The following is an 18,651-nucleotide window of genomic DNA, read 5'->3' on the forward strand; positions in this document are numbered from 1 at the left end:
AGACAGGTTAATACTACTACAAGTATACTAACAGTGTAAGTTAAACATTAGATAAAGTGAAAATTAAACACTAGAGGTATATAAAATGAAAAAATTAGTATCAAAAATCTTAATTAGTACGATTGGATTAGCAGTAGCTACACCATCTTTTGCATGCTCAGAATTAAATCATGATTTTGGTGAAAAATTAGGAGTATATTCTGCTAGAACTATGGATTCATTCATAAATCTCAAGCCAAGTTTAACTGTCTACCCAAGAGGTACTAAAGAGAGTAGCCACCTTATAAGAAATCCTCTTAACTGGACAGATAAATATGGATATGTTTCTGTAGATGAGACAAACTTATATAAGTTAACAGCTGAAGGCATTAATGAGAAAGGGCTAACTGCACATTTACTATACTCTGGTTCAATGAAGCAACCTCAAAGAGATGTTGACAAGAAAGGAATTAATGGTTTGGCTTGGATTAGGTACGCACTCGGCAACTATGCAACGGTTCAAGAAGTTATCGATGGGTTATCAGAATATCAGATATATACTCCAAAAGTAGAAGTTAATAATAAAAAAGTAACTTTACCTATACATTTTTCTATAGAAGATGCTGCAGGAAATAGTGCGGTTATAGAGTATACAAATGGTAAGCTGACTGTAAATAAAGGAGCTAAAGTCATGACAAATGAACCTAGTTTTGAAGACCAGGAAACAAACCTAAGTAACGCTAAAAAAGATGGTGTATTTAATATAGATATAATTCCAGGTGGTGCAAAATCAGAGAATCGATTCGTTAGAGCAAGTTTCATTAGTGAGAATCTTCCAGATGCATTTACTAGGCAAGAAGCTGTAAACTATATGTTTTCTGCTGCTGACTCATTATCTGTACCTTTTGTGAAAGATTATGATAAAGAAAGTTTTGACTCTGGAAGCTTACAAGATAAGTGGCCAACTCAATGGAAAAGTGTTATTTCAATGAAAAATAAAAGGCTATATTTATCGGATGTACTCGTCGGTAATAGAGTGTATGTGGACTTAAATGAAGCAAATTTAAATAAAGGACAACCTGTTAAGACTATTTCAATAATGAATGATAATTTAACAGGAGATATTACAAATAAAATGGTTGTAGAAAAATAAGTAAAACTCTTAGCTATAATTTTCTAAAAATTCTTTTCTAAATTCATCAAACCTTTCTTCTTCTATTGCTTGACGAATATCTTTCATTAGCTTCTGATAATAATAAAGGTTATGAATAGTATTTAATCTTGAACCTAATATCTCCTTAGTCTTATCTAAATGGTGTAAATAACTTCTACTGAAGTTTTTACAAGTATAACAGTCGCAGTTTGGATCAAGAGCGGTAGTATCTTCTTTGAATTTTGAATTACGAATGCGAATAGTACCTTCAGATGTGAAAATATGGCCATTACGAGCGTTTCGTGATGGCATAACACAGTCAAACATATCCACACCTCTGTAAACTGCCTCAACTAGGTCTTTAGGAGTACCCACGCCCATTAAGTATCTTGGTTTGTCTTCAGGCATTTGATGAGCTGTATGGTCTAGTATTTTTATCATTTCATCTTTTGGTTCACCGACAGAAAGACCACCAATTGCGAATCCATCAAAATCAATCTCTTTTAACTTCTCTAAAGACTTATCTCGCAAGTGCTCATACATCCCTCCTTGGATAATTCCAAATAATGCTGACGGATTATCTCCATGAGCATCTTTTGATCTTTGAGCCCAGCGCATAGAAAGCTCCATAGAATCTTTAGCTTCTTTTTCAGTAGCAGGGTAAGGGGTACACTCATCAAAGCACATAACTATATCTGAGCCTAAATCTCTTTGGACTTGCATAGATATTTCAGGAGACAAAAACACTTTAGAACCGTTTATAGGTGATTTAAAAGTAACTCCATCTTCTGTGAGTTTACGCATTTTACCTAGACTAAAAACTTGAAATCCTCCTGAGTCAGTAAGGATAGGTTTATCCCAACCATTAAAATCATGAAGAGTACCGTGTTTTTTTATAATTTCTGTCCCTGGGCGTAACCATAAGTGAAATGTATTCCCTAAAATTATATCAGCCCCCATTTCTTTTAACTCTGCTGGACTAAGTGATTTAACAGCACCGTAAGTACCTACTGGCATAAATGCAGGTGTTTGTATGTCACCTCTTGGAAAACTGATTTTACCTCTACGGGCTTTACCTTCTGTTTTAAGAAGGTCAAATTTCATTACTGTCATGTTTTATCCTTGTAAGATAGCTTGAGTATCATACTAACTATTAAAGTGGATTCTTACTCAAGATAGATAATAAGTGTTTATATTTGTTGGGAGGTATTATACATAATTTGAATTATAAATGGAGTATAAACTAGAGGTGTTATGGATTTTGAGTGCTTATGCAGAGAGATAAATTAAATCGCATCACCCATTTGGAACATTGGCATATACATACTTACTACTAGGAAACCAACTACACCACCTAATACAACCATAATGATAGGCTCTAGCATTGAACTTAAACCTTCTACTAAAGTATCTACTTCTTCTTGGTATACACGGTTAAGATTGCCAAGCATTGTTTCTAGAGCTCCTGACTCTTCACCAACGGCAATCATTTGCTCTACCAAGAATGGGAAATTTCCAGTTTCAACAATAGCTTCTTTAAATGATGCACCTTCACTGATACTTTTTTTAATATCCAATGCTGACTGATCATATTTTGCATTACCTGTAGCAAGTGCGACCATGTCTAGGGCACGGGTTAGACTCATACCAGATTGAACTGTAATCTCCAAAGTACTTGAAAATCTCGCTAGGGCGGACTTAAACATTACTTCACCAATAATAGGAACTTTAAGCATAAAATGATCTTGATATACTTGGATTTTTGGGTATTTGAATTTTAAAGATTTAAATGCAGTTATGGATATAAATATGACTAGTATTATCTTCCACCAAGATTCTTGCATGAAATTAGAGGCATTCACGGTAAGCTGGGTTATCGCAGGAAGCTCCTTTCCTGAATTTATAAACATAGCTGAGAAAGCTGGGACCGCAAATGTAAGTAATATACCAGTTACACCCGCGGCAATTACACACACAACAACAGGGTATGACATTGCTTTTTTAACTTTCTTTTTAATGCTTTGTAAAGCTTCTCTTTGGTCTGCGATTTTGTTAAGCATTAAATCTAGGTTACCTGATTCTTCACCGGCTGTAATCAAACCAACATAAAGTTTGTCAAAAAGCTTAGGGAAGCGTAATAATGCTTTAGAGAATGATTCTCCACCTTCAATTGCTTGTTTTATCTGGATAGCTGTAATTTTTAACTTAGGGTGCTTACGGATACCCATGATAAATACTTCAAAGGATTTAATGATTGGGATACCAGCTTTTACCATTGTGGCAAGCTGCCTAGTCATCTCTGTAACATCTTGATAAGACACTTTTTTCGGCATCAAATCTTTGGGTTGCTTCTTTAGTTTTATGCTTGAGTAACCTTTTTGTCTAAGTATAATATCTGCTTTTTCTTTTGTATCAGCATCAATTTGACCAGATGTTTTTTTTCCGCTTTTTAGTTTGGCTTTATAATTCCAACCTATAATTGTGATTGCGCTTTTATCTTTACTACCAAATAACATAATAATTTTTCCTTTAACTTATACGGTAAGCTTCCGCCATAGATGTAAGACCTTCAGCAACTCTAACTAGGGCTGACTGTCTTACAGAAGCAACATTTTCTTTTTGAGCTTGCTGGGCTATTTCCATTGTATTTTTATCTTCTAAGATCATCTTAGCAATCTCTCTTGATACGGGCATTACTTCATATAAACCCACACGACCTTTATAGCCTTTAAAGCAACGAGGGCAACCTTTAGGATTGGGCTTATAAATTTTTGCTTTTTTGATTTTACTCATTGTAGTTTCAAAAGTGGACAATATTTCTTCAGTCATGCCGCTATCATCAACTAGCATACTAAATTGAGTGTCCGTATCTTCTAGCTTACATTTTTGGCAAAGTTTACGGGTTAGTCGTTGCGCTATAATTAAGGTTACAGAAGTAGCAATATTATATCTTGGCAAACCCATATCCACTAGTCTATTTAGTGTTTCTGGAGCACTGTTTGTATGTAGCGTTGACATAACTAAGTGACCTGTTTGAGATGCTTTAATACCAATAGATCCAGTTTCGATATCCCTGATCTCACCAACCATGATTATATCTGGATCTTGTCTTAAGAATGATTTTAATGCAGCAGCAAAAGTCAAACCTTGCTTGTTGTTTACACTCACCTGATTTATACCACTAACAGCTAGCTCAACAGGGTCTTCCGCTGTGGAAATATTTCTTTCAGGCTTATTAAGAATGTTTATCCCTGTATATAGTGTAACAGTTTTACCTGAACCTGTGGGCCCGGTAACTAATACCATTCCTTGAGGTTCATTGATTGCTTTAAGATAGATTTTTTTTTGGTGCTCAGAAAAACCTAAAGCTTCAATAGGTATCTGAGTAGAGCTTGAATCGATGATACGCAGTACAACTTTTTCACCGAAGTTAATGGGGCAAGTACTTACACGAAAGTCGATAGCTTTTTCTCTAGAGAGTGAAATTTTGAATTTACCATCTTGAGGAATTCTTTTTTCTGCGATATCTAGCGAAGACATAATCTTTAAACGCGAAATTACTTTTGGTCCTAGGTTTTTTTTAGTATTAAAAGTTTCTATTAAAAGTCCATCTATACGATATCTTATGCGAAAGTTTTTTTCATAAGGTTCAAAGTGTATATCCGAAGCTCCTTTTTGAATGGCATCAACAATAGTGTTGTTAATAAATCTGATAATTGGTGCTTCATCGTCATCGCCACTACCAATTAGAGCATCACCTTCACGATCACCTTCATCGACAAATTCCATGTCGATATCAACATTATCCATTTGATCATCAAGAGATGATTCTTCATTGCTTTTGCCTTCATCTTTTAAGTATTCATCAAACTCTTCTATTTTTCCTTTGAGTGTGTTCAATTCAGCAACAATTGCGGTAAAAGGTCGATTATATTTTTGCCTTAACTCCCGTATAATTTCCTGGCTTTCAATGGCATTCGCTACAGCAATATATGTAACTTGTTTTTTTATGAAAAGCGGTAAGCAATATTTTTTCCTACAAAAATCACCTTCAAATAAATCTATTGGCAGATGCTTTACGGCAATTGTCGAAAGATCTATGTATTGTAAACGCAGAAGAGTTGCAGACTCAATCATAAACTTTCTGCTGTCTATGATCTCGTGGTCTACTATATAATTTAAAAAGCCTTCTTTAACTATAGCTTTGTCCAAGCTGACTTCTTCTAACTGCTCTTTTGTAATTAACTTACGGTGCAATAATAAAGAGGCAAGCTTTTTACATATATGGGGATTATTGACCATTTAGCGCATAATATCGTAAGTAAAACTACGAGAAATTATAGCATATTTGGATATGTTTTTAAAAAACAAAAAAATTTAAAATATTGGCTTATGTATTCTTTTTTTTTGTGCTTGTTGATGTATAATCGGTTTAATTTGATAACCTTAGGTTTTTGTACATGAATATCGATCGGTTTATTTCTCACCGTGGCGCAAATACAGAGTATGTTGAAAATACAATACAGTCTTTCCAAATAGCAAAAGATTTTGGGTTTAAGTGGTTTGAAATAGATGTTCAAATGAGTTTAGATGGTGGACTTTTTTTATTTCATGATAATGATCTCAAAAGACTTGCAGGTTTAGATTTAAAACCAACTGATCTAACAATAGCACAGTTGAAAGAAATAGATGTTTTTCATACGGCATCAGATACAACAGATAAAATCCCAACTTTAAAAGAATATTTGGATTGGGCACAGCAGCAGGGTGTTTATACAAATATTGAATTGAAGATTTCAAAAAATGCTAATATTAAATATGCAGAAAATTTAGTTGTAGCAGTTATTAATCTTCTAAATGAATATGAGGGTATTAATGAAAGTATTTTTATTTCTAGCTTTAATAAAATTGCAATGAAAGAGCTTAAAAGATATAAAAAATATAAAAAAGGTAAGCTTTTTGAAATGATAAGTTGGCCAAAAGATTTTGATTACCTTGATACGGAACTTTATAAAAGATATAAAGAAAATGATTACCTTGCGATTATTATTAATTATGATTGCCTAAATAGAAAGAGAGTGCAATACCTTAAAAATAAGTTTGGTAAAGTTTTTGTTTTTTCAGTTTACACGGATTATGAGGTGAAAAAACTTCTAGATTGGGGTGTGGATGCTATGTTTGTTGATAAAAAAGAACAGTTAAAAATTACTCTTTAATGTGATTTCTCAATAGCTTTTCAGTTTTTTCTATAATGCTATCACTATGTGGGCAATTGTAAGGATAGAAGTATTTTAGCTCTATAAACCCACTATCTAATCTATACTTAAATGTAACAAAACTGTACTCAAGTTTTATTTCCTCAAGAATTTCGGCTAAAAAGCTCTCTCCAATATTATAAACATTCCAGCTTTTACGAGTTATTCGTTTTTTAATTTGTGTGGATTCTAACGCATTTTCAAACATGGGGATACACTCTCGAGGAGGGCCGGGAAATACGAGGATTTTGCGATTCTTGTTACTTGTAAACTCAAACCCGTTTGCTGTACCAGTTATGTTTCTTAATATTCTGGAGTTTTTTGGAAATAATGCCTGCTTACGAGTACCATGAGTTATCTTGCCATATTTATCAAGCATTCTTTTTTCTAGTATAAGCCAGGATTTTTCATCTAATACTAGCTGTGTCTTATAGTGTTTAGCAACTGCTTGGGATGTTAAGTCATCTTCAGTTGGGCCAAGACCACCAACTATTACTATATTTTTGTGTGATTGTTCTAGAAAGCTTAAAGATTCCGAAATATCTTCTAAATCATCTTTGCAAGATATATGGAATCCAACTTCAAAACCTTTTTCTATTAAGGTCTTTGCAAACTGTGGTGTGTTAGTATTTGTTATGTCGCCATCTGTAATCTCATCACCGATAGCGATAAACCCATAATCATATTTCATATATTTACCTTTTATTAAAATCTTTTTAATCTAGTCGTGATTTTGACTATTTTTTCTAGTATTATGAATAGTTAGTATTATATTACTATTTCAATAAGTTTAAATCAAAGGAGTCTCGATGAGAATACTATCTACTAATGTTTATGTTGGACCAAATGTCTACGCAGGTTTTCCTGTAATAAGAAATGTTATTGATCTTGGAGTACTTGAAAAGTGGCCATCAGCTAAAATAGGTACTGACTTTATTGAAGGTTTAATTGATAGTCTACCTGGTTTGCAAGAGCATGGTTGTTCATATCGTAGTGAAGGTGGTTTTATTCGTCGTTTAAGAGAAGATGAAGGCACTTGGATGGGACACATTTGGGAGCATGTGATTTTAGAGCTTCAATGTGTAGCTGGTAGTGATGTTACATTTGGTAGAACTCGCTCAGCTGATGAAGTTGGTCAGTACAACATGGTTTATGAATATAAGCAAAAAGATGTTGGTTTACGAGCTATGGAATTAGCAAGAGATCTACTTCTTTCACTTTTACCTGCTGAACTAAAAAAAGAAGTTGGTTTTACTGATGATGAATTTGATTTTGAGCATGAGAAAGTTAGGTTTATAAAATTTGCACAAAGTAAAGAATTTGGACCAAGTACAGCATCATTAGTAGAAGCTGCGAAGAAAAGAGATATTCCGTACTTACGCCTAAATAATCATTCTTTAGTACAGTTTGGCTATGGTAAGCATCAGCAGAGGATACAAGCAACAATTACAAGTCAAACTACGCATATTGCAGTTGAAATGTCTTGTGATAAAGAGCAAACTAATAAAGTTCTAGGTGGTTTAGGTCTTCCAGTACCAAAACAAAGAATGATCAGAACTGAAGAGGGTGCTTTGCGTGCGGCTAAAATTTTAGGTTTTCCACTTGTTGTTAAGCCTTTAGATGGAAATCATGGTCGTGGTATCTCTATAAATCTAAACTCTATGGAAGAAATTAAAGAAGCATTTGTTGAAGCAAATAAGGTTTCAAGATATGTATTAGTTGAGCAATATGCTACTGGTTTTGACCATAGAATGCTTGTGGTTAATGGTAAGCTTGTTGCAGTTGCTAAAAGAGTACCTGGCCATGTTGTTGGTGATGGTAAGCATACGATTGAACAACTTGTTGATATCGTAAATGAAGATCCTCGCCGTGGTGTAGGACATGAAAAGGTTTTAACAAGATTGGAGCTTGATTATCAAGCTACTAGCTTACTTAATGCAGCAGGTTTCGATAAAGATACTGTTTTAGATAATGATGAGATATTTTATCTTCGTTCAACTGCAAACCTTTCAACAGGCGGAACAGCCGTTGATGTGACAGATATAGTCCATCCTGATAATAGAGATATGGCTGAAAGAGCAATAAAAGCGGTTGGTCTTGATGTTGGTGGTGTGGATTTCTTGATTGATGATATTACAGAGTCTTACCATGAAATTGGTGGCGCAATCTGTGAAGTAAATGCTGCTCCTGGTTTTAGAATGCATGTAGCTCCTAGTGAAGGTAAGTCTCGTGATGTAGCGGGTGCTGTTGTTGATATGCTTTTCCCACAAGAGCTTGGCAATGCTAGAATCCCAATTATGGCGATTACAGGTACAAATGGTAAAACTACAACTTCTCGTATGGTTTCTCATATGTGGAAAAATGCTGGTAAAGTGGTTGGTTTGACTACTACAGATGGTGTTTATATTAATGGTAAACTTACCGTTGCAGGTGATACTACAGGTCCTGCTTCTGCTCAAATGGTTTTAAAAGACCCATCTGTTGAAATGGCGGTTTTAGAGACAGCTCGCGGCGGTATTTTAAGAAGCGGTATGGGTTATGATTACTGTAATGTTGGTGCATGTTTAAATATTTCTTCTGATCACTTAGGTTTAAAGGGAGTAAATACTCTTGATGATTTAGCTAAAGTTAAAAGTGTAGTTGTTGAGGCGGCTAAAGATGTTGCTGTACTAAATGCGGATGATCCTCATGTATTGAAGATGTCTGCTAAAGTAACTGCTAAAAATATTTTTTACGTAACAATGAACCCAGAGCATGCATTAGTGAAAGAGCATATTCGTGCTGGTGGTAAAGCTTGTATTATTGAGAAAGGTGTTAATGGAGATATGATTACTATTTTTGATAGTAAAATACATATTCCAGTACTTTGGACTCACTTGATTCCAGCAACTATGGAAGGTAAAGCGATTCATAATGTACAAAACTCAATGTTTGCGATAGCAATAGCATATAGTACTGGTATGGGTTTAGATGATATTCGTGATGGTTTAAGAACATTTGTAACATCTTTCTACCAAGCTCCTGGGCGTATGAATTGGTTTGAAGAGCATCCCTTTAAAGTACTTATGGACTATGCCCATAACCCAGCTGCAATCAGTCTTGTTAGCCAAATGGTTGGCAATATGGAATTTAGTGGTAAGAAGATATGTGTAATAGCATCTCCTGGTGATAGACGTGATCAAGATGTATACGAGGTTGCTCAAGCAGCGGCTCCTTACTTTGATCACTTTATATGCAAAAGAGATGATACTCTAAGAGGTAGAGCTCCGGATGAAATTCCAGCAATGCTTAAAAAAGCTCTTATAGAGGCTGGAGTAAACTCAAACAATATTGAAACAATTCAATCTGAAGCAGAAGCTGTAGATCATGCTTTATCAATTGCTAAAGAAGGTGATTTAGTTGCAATATTTGCAGATAAGCTTAAACGAACTTGGAAGCAAATTATTTATTTGAATAAAGATAAAGATGCTGTTGAAGAAAAACAAAAAACTAAAAAGCAAGAGCCTTTCTCAGCGACAATGATAGCTCAAGACCCTAGTTTATCTCAAGAAATATCTGATGTTATAAAAGGTGGTATTTTTTCTGATGAAAGTGGTGTTAGAGTCGTTTATCATGATGATGAAGAAAATGATTAACATTGGGAGATAATTATATGATTCCTGAAGGTTATTCACGAAGATTAGTCGGCCCAAACCTTTTTTTTAAAGAGACGGGTACAGTTTTAGATATTCCTCTTATTGATGATAGAGAAAAGCTTACAAAGCTTTTTAATCAAGAAGCTTATAGAATATTACCAGAACTTGGTTGGACTGAAATTAAGCTCGAGCATAAGTTTTTTAACAATGGTGTTCGTTTTGCTATGACTGCACCTGTTGATATTACTATGCCAGCTTGTGATGTAATAGACTTTATCTGGGCATCTGTAAGGCAGTTTGTCGAAGAAGGTAGTTATAAAACTATTGAAGAAGCTAAAAGCGAGTTAATGGATTTCATTAATGAAGATCAAAATCTAAAATATCGCAAACTTCATGAGCTAGCTAAATCTAAAGGTTTCAATGCTTTTAGAGATAAAGATACTGCTTTTGTTGGTTCAGGTACGGGCTGTTATGAGTTTGATTTAATTAATGATGAAATTGATAATATCGATTGGTCTAAAGTTTATGATATACCTGCTGTAATAGTTACAGGAACTAATGGTAAAACTACAACTGTTAGGCTAACAGACTATATTTGTAGATATGCAGGTAAACTAACAGGCTATACTTCAACTGATTGGGTTAAAGTAAATAATGAGCTTGTTGATGAAGGTGATTATTCTGGACCTACAGGTCATCAGTTTGTGTTGACTAACAAAGATGTTGAAATAGCTCTTTTAGAGTCTGCTCGTGGTGGACTTTTGAAGCGTGGTTTAATCGAGAGTTATGTTAATGCTGCTGCTGTTACTAATGTATCTGCTGATCATTTAGGTGAAGATGGTATTGAGACTGTTGCAGAGCTAGCTGAAGCGAAATCTATAGTATTTCGTACAGTTGGAGAAAATTCTCATGCTGTCATAAATCTTGATAACTCATATATGAAGACTAAGTTTGACGAGTTAAATTGCCGTAAGATAGTGGTTACTCAAAATCCTCAAGATCATGATATGGATTATTATTTGGCTAATAGTGATTATGCAAGTGTTGTTGAGAATGGAGAGTTTATATGGATTGAAAAGGGCGTTAAAAAATCTCTTTTAAAAGTGGTTGATGCACCTCTAACTGTTAAAGGTTTTGCTAAGCATAATATTGAAAATGCACTAGTTGCTATAGCTTTATCATTCAAATTAGGCATTAGTTTTGAAAGTATTTCAAATGCTCTTAAGAGTTATGAAAATGATCCTAAAGAGAATAGAGGTAGAGCTAATGTGTTTGAATGGGATAATAAGGTTGCTGTAGTTGATTATGCTCATAATGAAGCAGGTATGGAATCATTATTATCGATGATGAAAGCCTACGATAAAGGTGGCAAAACATACTTGATGATAGGTACTACTGGTGATAGAAGATATCTAATATCACCAATTAATGACATAATCATGAAGCATGATGTAGACTTTATAGTACTTAAAGAGACTGCTTCTTATCTGCGTGGAGCAGAACCTTTAGAGTTGCCATTCTTAACTAAAAAAGATCTTGAGAAGAAAGGTTTTGATCTAGCTAACACATACATATCATGTGGTGAGCTTGAAGGTGTAGAGTACATCGTTGAGAGACTACAAGATAATGATGTCGCTATACTTTGCTGTCAAGCAGAGGTAGAGGTTGTGATTGATTATTTTGAGAAGCTATGCAAATAATTTTATTAAAAAACATAAGAGTAAACCCAATTTAGTCTTAATTCTTCAAATGTATTATTCCTAATCTTTTAAGTTACTATCTGCCCTGGCATAGATCTGAGCCTAAGCTTAAAAGGGGTATTAACTATTTCTCTAATTGTAAGATTGTCAACAGCAGGCTATAATTAATCTAAGATTTAGTTTTTAGCTAAGTGAAATATTTGATGGTTTAGATTATATGTCTTTAACCATCATAATTGAGATAAATAATTACCCTTGTCAAAATAAAGTTAGTAGAAGTTTAATAATAGTTAGGAAAATGTATTTATGAACAAAGAAATTGAACTACAAAAAGAGATGGGCCCTAACTGGTTTGCTTCTGTAATGGGTACTGGAATCATCGCAAATGCTGCTGTTGGCTTACCATTTATTGGAAAAGATTTGACAGGTTTTGCAACTGTTATTTGGTTAATTGCATTTGCTATGCTTATTTTTATGACTATAGTAAAAGGCTATCAAACAATAACAAAGCCACACATTATCAAACGCCAATTTAATGATCCAATAATGTCTCAATTTTTTGGTGCACCTCCTATGGCATTTCTAACAGTTGCAGGTGGTACATTATTATTAGGACCTGCGCTTTTTGGTCAAGATTTAGCACTTGATATTGCATGGCCACTTTTTTGGATTGGTACTATTAGTGGAGTTGTTACAGCAGTTATTATTCCATACCGTTTGTTCACTTATAATGAAGTTCATGAAGATGCAGCATTTGGTGGTTGGTTAATGCCTGTTGTCCCACCAATGGTATCAGCAACTATTGGTTCAATGTTTCTTAAATATATGGAAAATGGAGATGCTCAACAGACACTGCTTTATGGTATGTATGCTTGCTTTGGTCTTAGTTTAGTAGCTTCACTTATAATTATAACTTTGATCTGGAGCCGTTTATCTCACTCAGGCACATCAGGTAGTGCACGAGTTCCCACTCTATGGATTGTTTTAGGTCCACTAGGGCAGTCAATTACAGCAGCGGGTGCTTTGGGTACCGCAGCTTTGTTCACTGTTAGTGAACCTATAGCAACAGGTATGAATGTGATGGCAATTCTTTATGGAGTACCCGTTTGGGGATTTGCTATGTTGTGGTTCTTTATTGCTTCTTTACTTACTTTAAGAGCATTAAAAAGAAAGATGCCATTTGCACTCACTTGGTGGGCGTTTACATTCCCAGTTGGTACATGTGTGACAGGTACAACACAGTTAGCGCTACATACTCATTTACCATTTTTCCAATGGGCTGCAATTAGCTCATTTATATTCTTGATTTTTGCGTGGAGTATAGCAGCTATAGGTACAATTAAAGGTATAAGAACTGGTAAAGTACTATATAATCCAACCTCTGTTGTTCATGTCAAAGCAAAGAAGAAATAGAGTAGTATAAATACATAATAATGAGATACTATAGTTATTCATACAAAGATGGAGATTCTTCTCCTAAATATTAGAGAAACCTCAAAGCCAATCATAAAGATAGCAGCATTCAATCTAGATTGATCAATAGTTTCTTGAGTTTATCAAACAAACTGTATGAGCAGCTATACCTTCTTTTCTGCCTACAAAGCCAAGTTTTTCAGTAGTAGTAGCTTTGATGTTTATTTGGTTTATTTCAATTTCTAATATGTTTGCCAAACAGCTTTTCATGTTTTCAATATGAGGTAACATCTTAGGTGCTTGAGCAACGATAGTGCAGTCGAGATTATTTACTTGACAGTTTTTATCATCAAGCATTTTTTTGATTTCAGCTAAGAAAAATTTACTGTCTGTATTTTTAAACTGAGCATCAGTATCTGGAAAGTGTCTACCAATATCACCAAGAGCTAAAGCACCTAGTATAGCATCACACATTGCATGGATTAGCACATCACCATCAGAGTGAGCTTCAAGCCCAAGATGGTAGGGTATCTCAATTCCACCAATGGTTATATTTTGCTTTGCATCAGTAAATTTATGGACATCATAGCCATGACCGATTCTAAACATATAAGCTCCTATAAAACTACAGGAAAGCCGTTTGCTATCCAACCTTCTTTGATGCCACCAGCCATAGAGTAAACATTACTATAGCCCATTTTCTGAAGGTTTACACCAGCAAGTAGTGACCTATAGCCAGAACCACAATATAGATAGATATTTTGCTCTTTGTTTGGAATTAAGCTTTCAATTTTTACTTCTAGTTGACCTTTGCTAAGATGAGTAGCTCCAGCTATATGTGAGTGAGCAAACTCTGAATCTTCACGCACATCAATTAGTACTCCATCAAGTTTGTTTTCATCAAACATAGTTTTGATTTCACTAGGGCTAATTTCAGGAACTTGCTCATGTGCTTCTGCTATTAATCTAGCGTATTCAGTAGGGTAGAAGTCCTCAGGCTTTGAGATTGGAAAATTGTTTGTATTCCAAGCTCGCCATCCACCATCTACAGAAATAGTATTTGTATAGCCCATCTCTTGTAAAAGGTCAGCAACTAAAGCAGACCTAAAACCACCACCGCAGTAGAAGTACATTTTTTGATTTTTGTTAGGAATCATTTGTTCTATTCTACACTCAATTAAGCCTTTACTTAGGTGGATAGCATTTGGAATAAATCCATTTGCAAACTCTGACTCTTCACGAGTATCTATAAGTAGCCCATCAAGAGTGTTTGATTTATTCATTTCCTGAATATCGTTTACTGTGCATTCTTGTATGCGTGTTTTAGCATCGTTGACTAAATTTAAAAACTCATTGTTGTGCTGCATAACTGCTCCTTATTTTGAAAGTGGTTTTAGAAATTTTACCAAGCTGCAATAGCTGCATCATTTGGATAGTATTTATCGGCTACTTTTTTAATCTGAGGGTTGTTTAGTGCTTTAACATATTCTTTTAGTTTAGGGTTATTCTTTTGATCTTTATTTACCGCGATTACATTTGCAAAAGGTGAATCTTTAGGTTCAACAAATAAGGCATCCTTAAGTGTAAGTCCAGCTTTTTCTATGTAGTCATTATTAACAATACCAACATCTACATCGCCTAGGTTATTCGGGATTTGATCTGCTTGAAGAGCAATAATTTTTAGTTTTTTAGGATTGCTAGCTATACTATCAGGAGTTGCCTGCCATGTGATACCATCTTTAAGTTTTATAATTCCCATATCTTGCATAATCATTAAAGCACGCCCTTGGTTAGTAGGGTCATTAGGGATAGCAATTGTTGCACCATTAGGTATTTCATCAATTTTGTTGTATTTTTTAGAAAACACCCCCATTGGATATAAGAATGTCTTACCTATAGGTACTATGTCGTAACCAAACTGCTTGTTTTGATCTTCTAAGAATGGGATATGTTGAAATACATTAGCTTGAAGCTCATTATCATTTAATGCTCTATTGGGGATATTGTAATCACCAAACGTTACAAGTTTTACATCAAGATTGTATTTTTCTTTAGCAATTTTCTTACCAAGTTTCATAATAGCATCCTGAGGAGGACTTGTTATATAACCAACTGTAATTTGGTTTACATTTGTAGCAGCAGAGTGATTTGAATAAACCTGAATACCACAAGCAAATACTAATAAGGCACTTACAAGCCATAATGAAGTTAACTTTTTAGTAGATATAAGATAGTTACCAAATGATTGTGTGATCTGTACAAGTATAACAAGCATAACCACACCACCTAAAAGTAGGGTGTAATTACCATAGTTATATCCTTTGAAGTAGGTTAGGTCTCCTAAACCACCACCGCCAACTATACCAGCCATAGCAGAAAAACCAATTAAGGAAATACAAGTCAAAGTTGCAGCATCTATTAGTAAAGCTTTTGACTCAGGAAGTAGTACTTTAAATATAATCTGACAACGAGTAGCCCCCATAGATTTTGCAGCTTCAATAAGTCCATTATCAACTTCGCGTAATGCTGATTCTGTAAGACGCGCATAAAACGGTAAGGCAGCGATTGCTAGAGGCACAATTGAAGCAGTAGTTCCAATTGTAGTGCCGACTATAAGCCTTGTAAGAGGGTATAACAATATCAGTAATATAATATAAGGAATACTTCTTGTGATATTTATTACAATACTAAATGACTTATTAAACCCTTTAATAAGTAGGTTTTTACTATCTTGGGTCACATATAGTAATATTCCTAAAATAATCCCACCAACTACTGCTACTACAGTAGCTATGAAAACCATATATATAGTTTCCCATGTTGATTGTGCAATCAAGCCAAGCTCATGAAGATTAAATATTGTTTGCATAGCCTAACACCTTTAAATTTACATCTTGTTTAGAAAGAAAACTAAGAGCGTTTTCCCAATCTTGTCTTTCACCTGTTATATGACAAATTGCTATACCAACAATTTGCCCTTGAATTGTTTCAATATTTGCCTGAATAATACTAGCTGATGCATTAAATTGACGCGAAATCTCAGCTATAATTGGCATTTTACCTTTATCACCATAAAATGTCAGTTGTACCAAGGGGTAGATATTATCATGGCTATAAGGGTTATCAATCATTATTTTTGCTATATAATCAGGCACTTTAGTATGGATACTTGTTTCTACAAAAGACTTAGTAACATCAGCCTTAGGGTCTAAAAACACATCAAGAGTTTTTCCCATTTCACTAATTTGACCGTTGTCAATAATTGCTACTCTATCACAGATATTTCTCACAACATCCATTTCATGGGTTATAAGGACTATAGTCAAGCCAAGTTCTTTATTTAGCCTTTTTAGTAAAGCTAATATTTGTTTTGTAGAAGTAGGGTCTAAAGCAGAAGTTGCTTCATCTGATAGTAGAACCAAAGGGTTTAGAGCTAGAGATCTTGCAATAGCTACTTTTTGTTTTTGTCCTCCACTTAGCTCTTGCGGGTATGCGTTTGCCTTATTTGGAAGCTCAACTAAATCAAGTAATTCATGGACGCGCTTTTTTATTTCAGCTTTTGAAACACCTTGTATTTCTAGAGGTAAAGAAACATTTTCAAACACAGTTCGTGATGAAAGTAGATTGAAATGTTGAAAGATCATCGAGACTTTTTTACGGAATGCTCTAAGCTGCTTTGGTGATTTTTTAGTGATATTTTCATCAGCAATAAATATAGAACCATCTGTTGGTTCTTCAAGCAGATTTAGACATCTTAGAAGTGAACTTTTGCCAGCTCCACTATGTCCGATTATACCAAATATTTCACCTTGATTAATTTCAAGGTTAATATTGTCGAGTACTAAATTACTAACATTATCTGTACGGTACTCTTTTTTTAAATTTTTGATTTGTATCATTTATTTCGCCTTAGCTTTGTCGCCGATTTTACTTTCTTGACCACTAATTAGTCTTTGGATATTGCCTTTATGTTTAACTAGTATCATGATTGCAATAATTAAAAATGGAGCAGCAATCTGCAAGTTAGCCATAAATATAACAGATATACTTGCTACAACTGTTGCAACTAATGCAGCTAACGAGGAGTATTTTGTAATAACTGCAACACACAGCCATGTGATTACAAATATTAATCCTAAAATGAAGCTAAAACCAAATAATGTACCAATCAAAGTAGCAACACCTTTTCCTCCCTTAAATCCAAAGAATATTGGGAAAACATGGCCTAATATCGCATAAAGAGCAGTACAAGCTATTATGAACTCATTTGCAGTAAGCATTTTTGCGATAATAACAGGTGCTAGCCCTTTTAAAATATCAAAGACTAGTGTAATAGCAGCAGGTACTTTACCACCAATACGAAGAACATTTGTTGTGCCAGGATTACCTGAACCAATACTTCTAGGGGATGGTAGTCTAAAGATGTAACAAACAATAATCGCACTATTGATTGATCCTAAGAGATAAGCGAATATTAACAAGCTAAGGTTTAAATAGTTCATCGGTATTATATTTATAATTTGAATATGTAGGCTTATTATACTTTGAGAGAGCTTTTTTTGAAATAAAAGATTAGCTATTTAATTTAATTGTTGTGAAGTGTTTTACAATGGGGGCGCTATTCTTTATTATTGTACATTAAAGATTTTACTAGTGTTTTTTTAAAAAAGAGAAAAAGTATAAAGATGAGTATGAGTTTAGGGTTTAGTTTTATGAGTGTTATTTGGAATATCTAAACTATTTTAGATACTCTTCTTTTGCCTCCTTTACTCTTTATAAAACTTCCAAAAACCTTTTTCTTAATGACTAAAAATATTACAGAGATACCCAAAGGTTGGTCATGCATCAAGATATTAATGTACAAACAATAGATAGGTCAAAGCAATTAATAATTGTTAATCCTAATAGTTGGGATAGTGTCAAAGCTAAGATGTCATATTTTGACAAAGATAAAAATAATGATTGGATTATTGTAAAAAAAAATATTGATGTAGTAATTGGTAAAAAAGGTTTAGCTCCCACAGAAAGTTTTGAATATAGTAAATTAGCGAATAAAACTGAAGGAGATAGTAAAACTCCTGCAGGAGTTTTTAAAATAGGTAAAACTTTTGGCTTTGAAGATTCTGATTTATCAAATTATGTACAGGTTAAAACAGGTATAGAGTGTATAGATGACAGTAGTTCTAAATACTATAATGATATAATAAACACTTCAAAATATACTAAAGATTGGCAATCATCCGAGCATATGGTAAAAGTGCCTCAATATAAGTATGGTATTGAACTGCTTTATAACCACAATCCGGCCGAAGCAAAAAAAGGATCATGTATATTTATGCATATCTGGAAATCACCTAGTACTGGAACAGAAGGTTGTACAGCGATGGCAGAAACTGATATTAAAAATTTACAAAGCTGGATAGAGTCCTCTAAAAACCCTGTAATAGTTCAGCTAACATCTAAAAGCTATGAGCAAGTTAAAGCACAATGGCATTTACCAAACTTATCTTAAATCA

Annotated in this window: 14 protein-coding genes and 1 pseudogene; 6 read left to right on the top strand and 9 right to left on the bottom strand. The window is 34.2% G+C overall.

The features are described 5' to 3' along the window. Positions 1-85: 85 nt before the first annotated feature. Positions 86-1,132, top strand: coding sequence for a linear amide C-N hydrolase (locus FLM55_RS09020; RefSeq protein ID WP_178948953.1), 1,047 nt, complete (start codon positions 86-88; stop codon positions 1,130-1,132). Positions 1,133-1,141: 9 nt separating this feature from the next. Here the strand turns inward: FLM55_RS09020 and tgt are convergent, their stop codons facing one another. The 3 genes from tgt to pilB form a co-directional block, all read right to left on the bottom strand. Beyond that, complete coding sequence (gene tgt, locus FLM55_RS09025) at positions 1,142-2,245, bottom strand: tRNA guanosine(34) transglycosylase Tgt (RefSeq protein WP_178948954.1); 1,104 nt, start codon at positions 2,243-2,245, stop codon at positions 1,142-1,144. Between the two features lie 173 nt (positions 2,246-2,418). Continuing rightward, a complete protein-coding gene (locus tag FLM55_RS09030; RefSeq protein ID WP_178948955.1) occupies positions 2,419-3,648 on the bottom strand; it encodes a type II secretion system F family protein in 1,230 nt (409 codons plus the stop codon). Positions 3,649-3,661: 13 nt separating this feature from the next. Further along, positions 3,662-5,434 (bottom strand): type IV-A pilus assembly ATPase PilB, encoded by a 1,773-nt coding sequence (gene pilB, locus FLM55_RS09035; RefSeq protein WP_178948956.1) that lies wholly within the window; start codon positions 5,432-5,434, stop codon positions 3,662-3,664. 158 nt (positions 5,435-5,592) lie between these two features. On the opposite strand from pilB, the gene FLM55_RS09040 reads away from it, so the two are divergent. Beyond that, positions 5,593-6,348, top strand: coding sequence for a glycerophosphodiester phosphodiesterase family protein (locus FLM55_RS09040; protein ID WP_178948957.1), 756 nt, complete (start codon positions 5,593-5,595; stop codon positions 6,346-6,348). On the opposite strand, the gene FLM55_RS09045 is transcribed toward FLM55_RS09040, so the two are convergent. Continuing rightward, positions 6,338-7,078, bottom strand: a complete 741-nt coding sequence (locus FLM55_RS09045; protein ID WP_178948958.1) for a molybdopterin-binding protein — start codon at positions 7,076-7,078, stop codon at positions 6,338-6,340. The two genes, FLM55_RS09040 and FLM55_RS09045, sit on opposite strands and share 11 nt — an antisense overlap. Positions 7,079-7,196: 118 nt before the next feature. Between FLM55_RS09045 and cphA the strand changes: the two genes are divergently transcribed. From cphA to FLM55_RS09060, 3 genes are all read left to right on the top strand, one after another. Beyond that, on the top strand, positions 7,197-10,022 hold the full coding sequence (gene cphA / locus FLM55_RS09050; protein WP_178948959.1) for a cyanophycin synthetase: 2,826 nt from the start codon (positions 7,197-7,199) through the stop codon (positions 10,020-10,022). 17 nt (positions 10,023-10,039) lie between these two features. Beyond that, a complete protein-coding gene (locus FLM55_RS09055) occupies positions 10,040-11,722 on the top strand; it encodes a Mur ligase family protein (protein WP_178948960.1) in 1,683 nt (560 codons plus the stop codon). A gap of 306 nt (positions 11,723-12,028) precedes the next feature. Beyond that, on the top strand, positions 12,029-13,135 hold the full coding sequence (locus FLM55_RS09060) for a TDT family transporter (protein ID WP_178948961.1): 1,107 nt from the start codon (positions 12,029-12,031) through the stop codon (positions 13,133-13,135). Between the two features lie 123 nt (positions 13,136-13,258). On the opposite strand, the gene ispF is transcribed toward FLM55_RS09060, so the two are convergent. From ispF to plsY, 5 genes and pseudogenes are all read right to left on the bottom strand, one after another. Then, the gene (gene ispF, locus FLM55_RS09065; RefSeq protein WP_178948962.1) at positions 13,259-13,744 is read right to left on the bottom strand and encodes a 2-C-methyl-D-erythritol 2,4-cyclodiphosphate synthase; all 486 of its coding nucleotides are present in this window, start codon (positions 13,742-13,744) and stop codon (positions 13,259-13,261) included. An 8-nt stretch (positions 13,745-13,752) separates the two neighbouring features. Then, the gene (locus FLM55_RS09070; RefSeq protein WP_178948963.1) at positions 13,753-14,502 is read right to left on the bottom strand and encodes a rhodanese-like domain-containing protein; all 750 of its coding nucleotides are present in this window, start codon (positions 14,500-14,502) and stop codon (positions 13,753-13,755) included. A gap of 35 nt (positions 14,503-14,537) precedes the next feature. After that, entirely contained in the window at positions 14,538-16,004 is a 1,467-nt protein-coding gene (locus FLM55_RS09075; protein ID WP_178948964.1) for a MetQ/NlpA family ABC transporter substrate-binding protein, read from the bottom strand. Beyond that, positions 15,988-17,034, bottom strand: a complete 1,047-nt coding sequence (locus tag FLM55_RS09080) for a methionine ABC transporter ATP-binding protein (protein ID WP_178948965.1) — start codon at positions 17,032-17,034, stop codon at positions 15,988-15,990. The genes FLM55_RS09075 and FLM55_RS09080 overlap by 17 nt, the downstream gene beginning before the upstream one ends. Further along, positions 16,991-17,637: pseudogene (gene plsY / locus FLM55_RS09085) on the bottom strand (glycerol-3-phosphate 1-O-acyltransferase PlsY). The gene FLM55_RS09080 and the pseudogene plsY overlap by 44 nt, the downstream one beginning before the upstream one ends. Before the next feature lie 428 nt (positions 17,638-18,065). Here plsY and FLM55_RS09090 point away from each other — a divergent pair. Further along, a complete protein-coding gene (locus FLM55_RS09090) occupies positions 18,066-18,647 on the top strand; it encodes a L,D-transpeptidase family protein (RefSeq protein ID WP_373193984.1) in 582 nt (193 codons plus the stop codon). Positions 18,648-18,651: the final 4 nt, after the last annotated feature.

This window comes from Francisella sp. Scap27 (assembly GCF_013394105.1).
GTDB classification, from domain to species: Bacteria; Pseudomonadota; Gammaproteobacteria; order Francisellales; family Francisellaceae; genus Francisella; species Francisella adeliensis.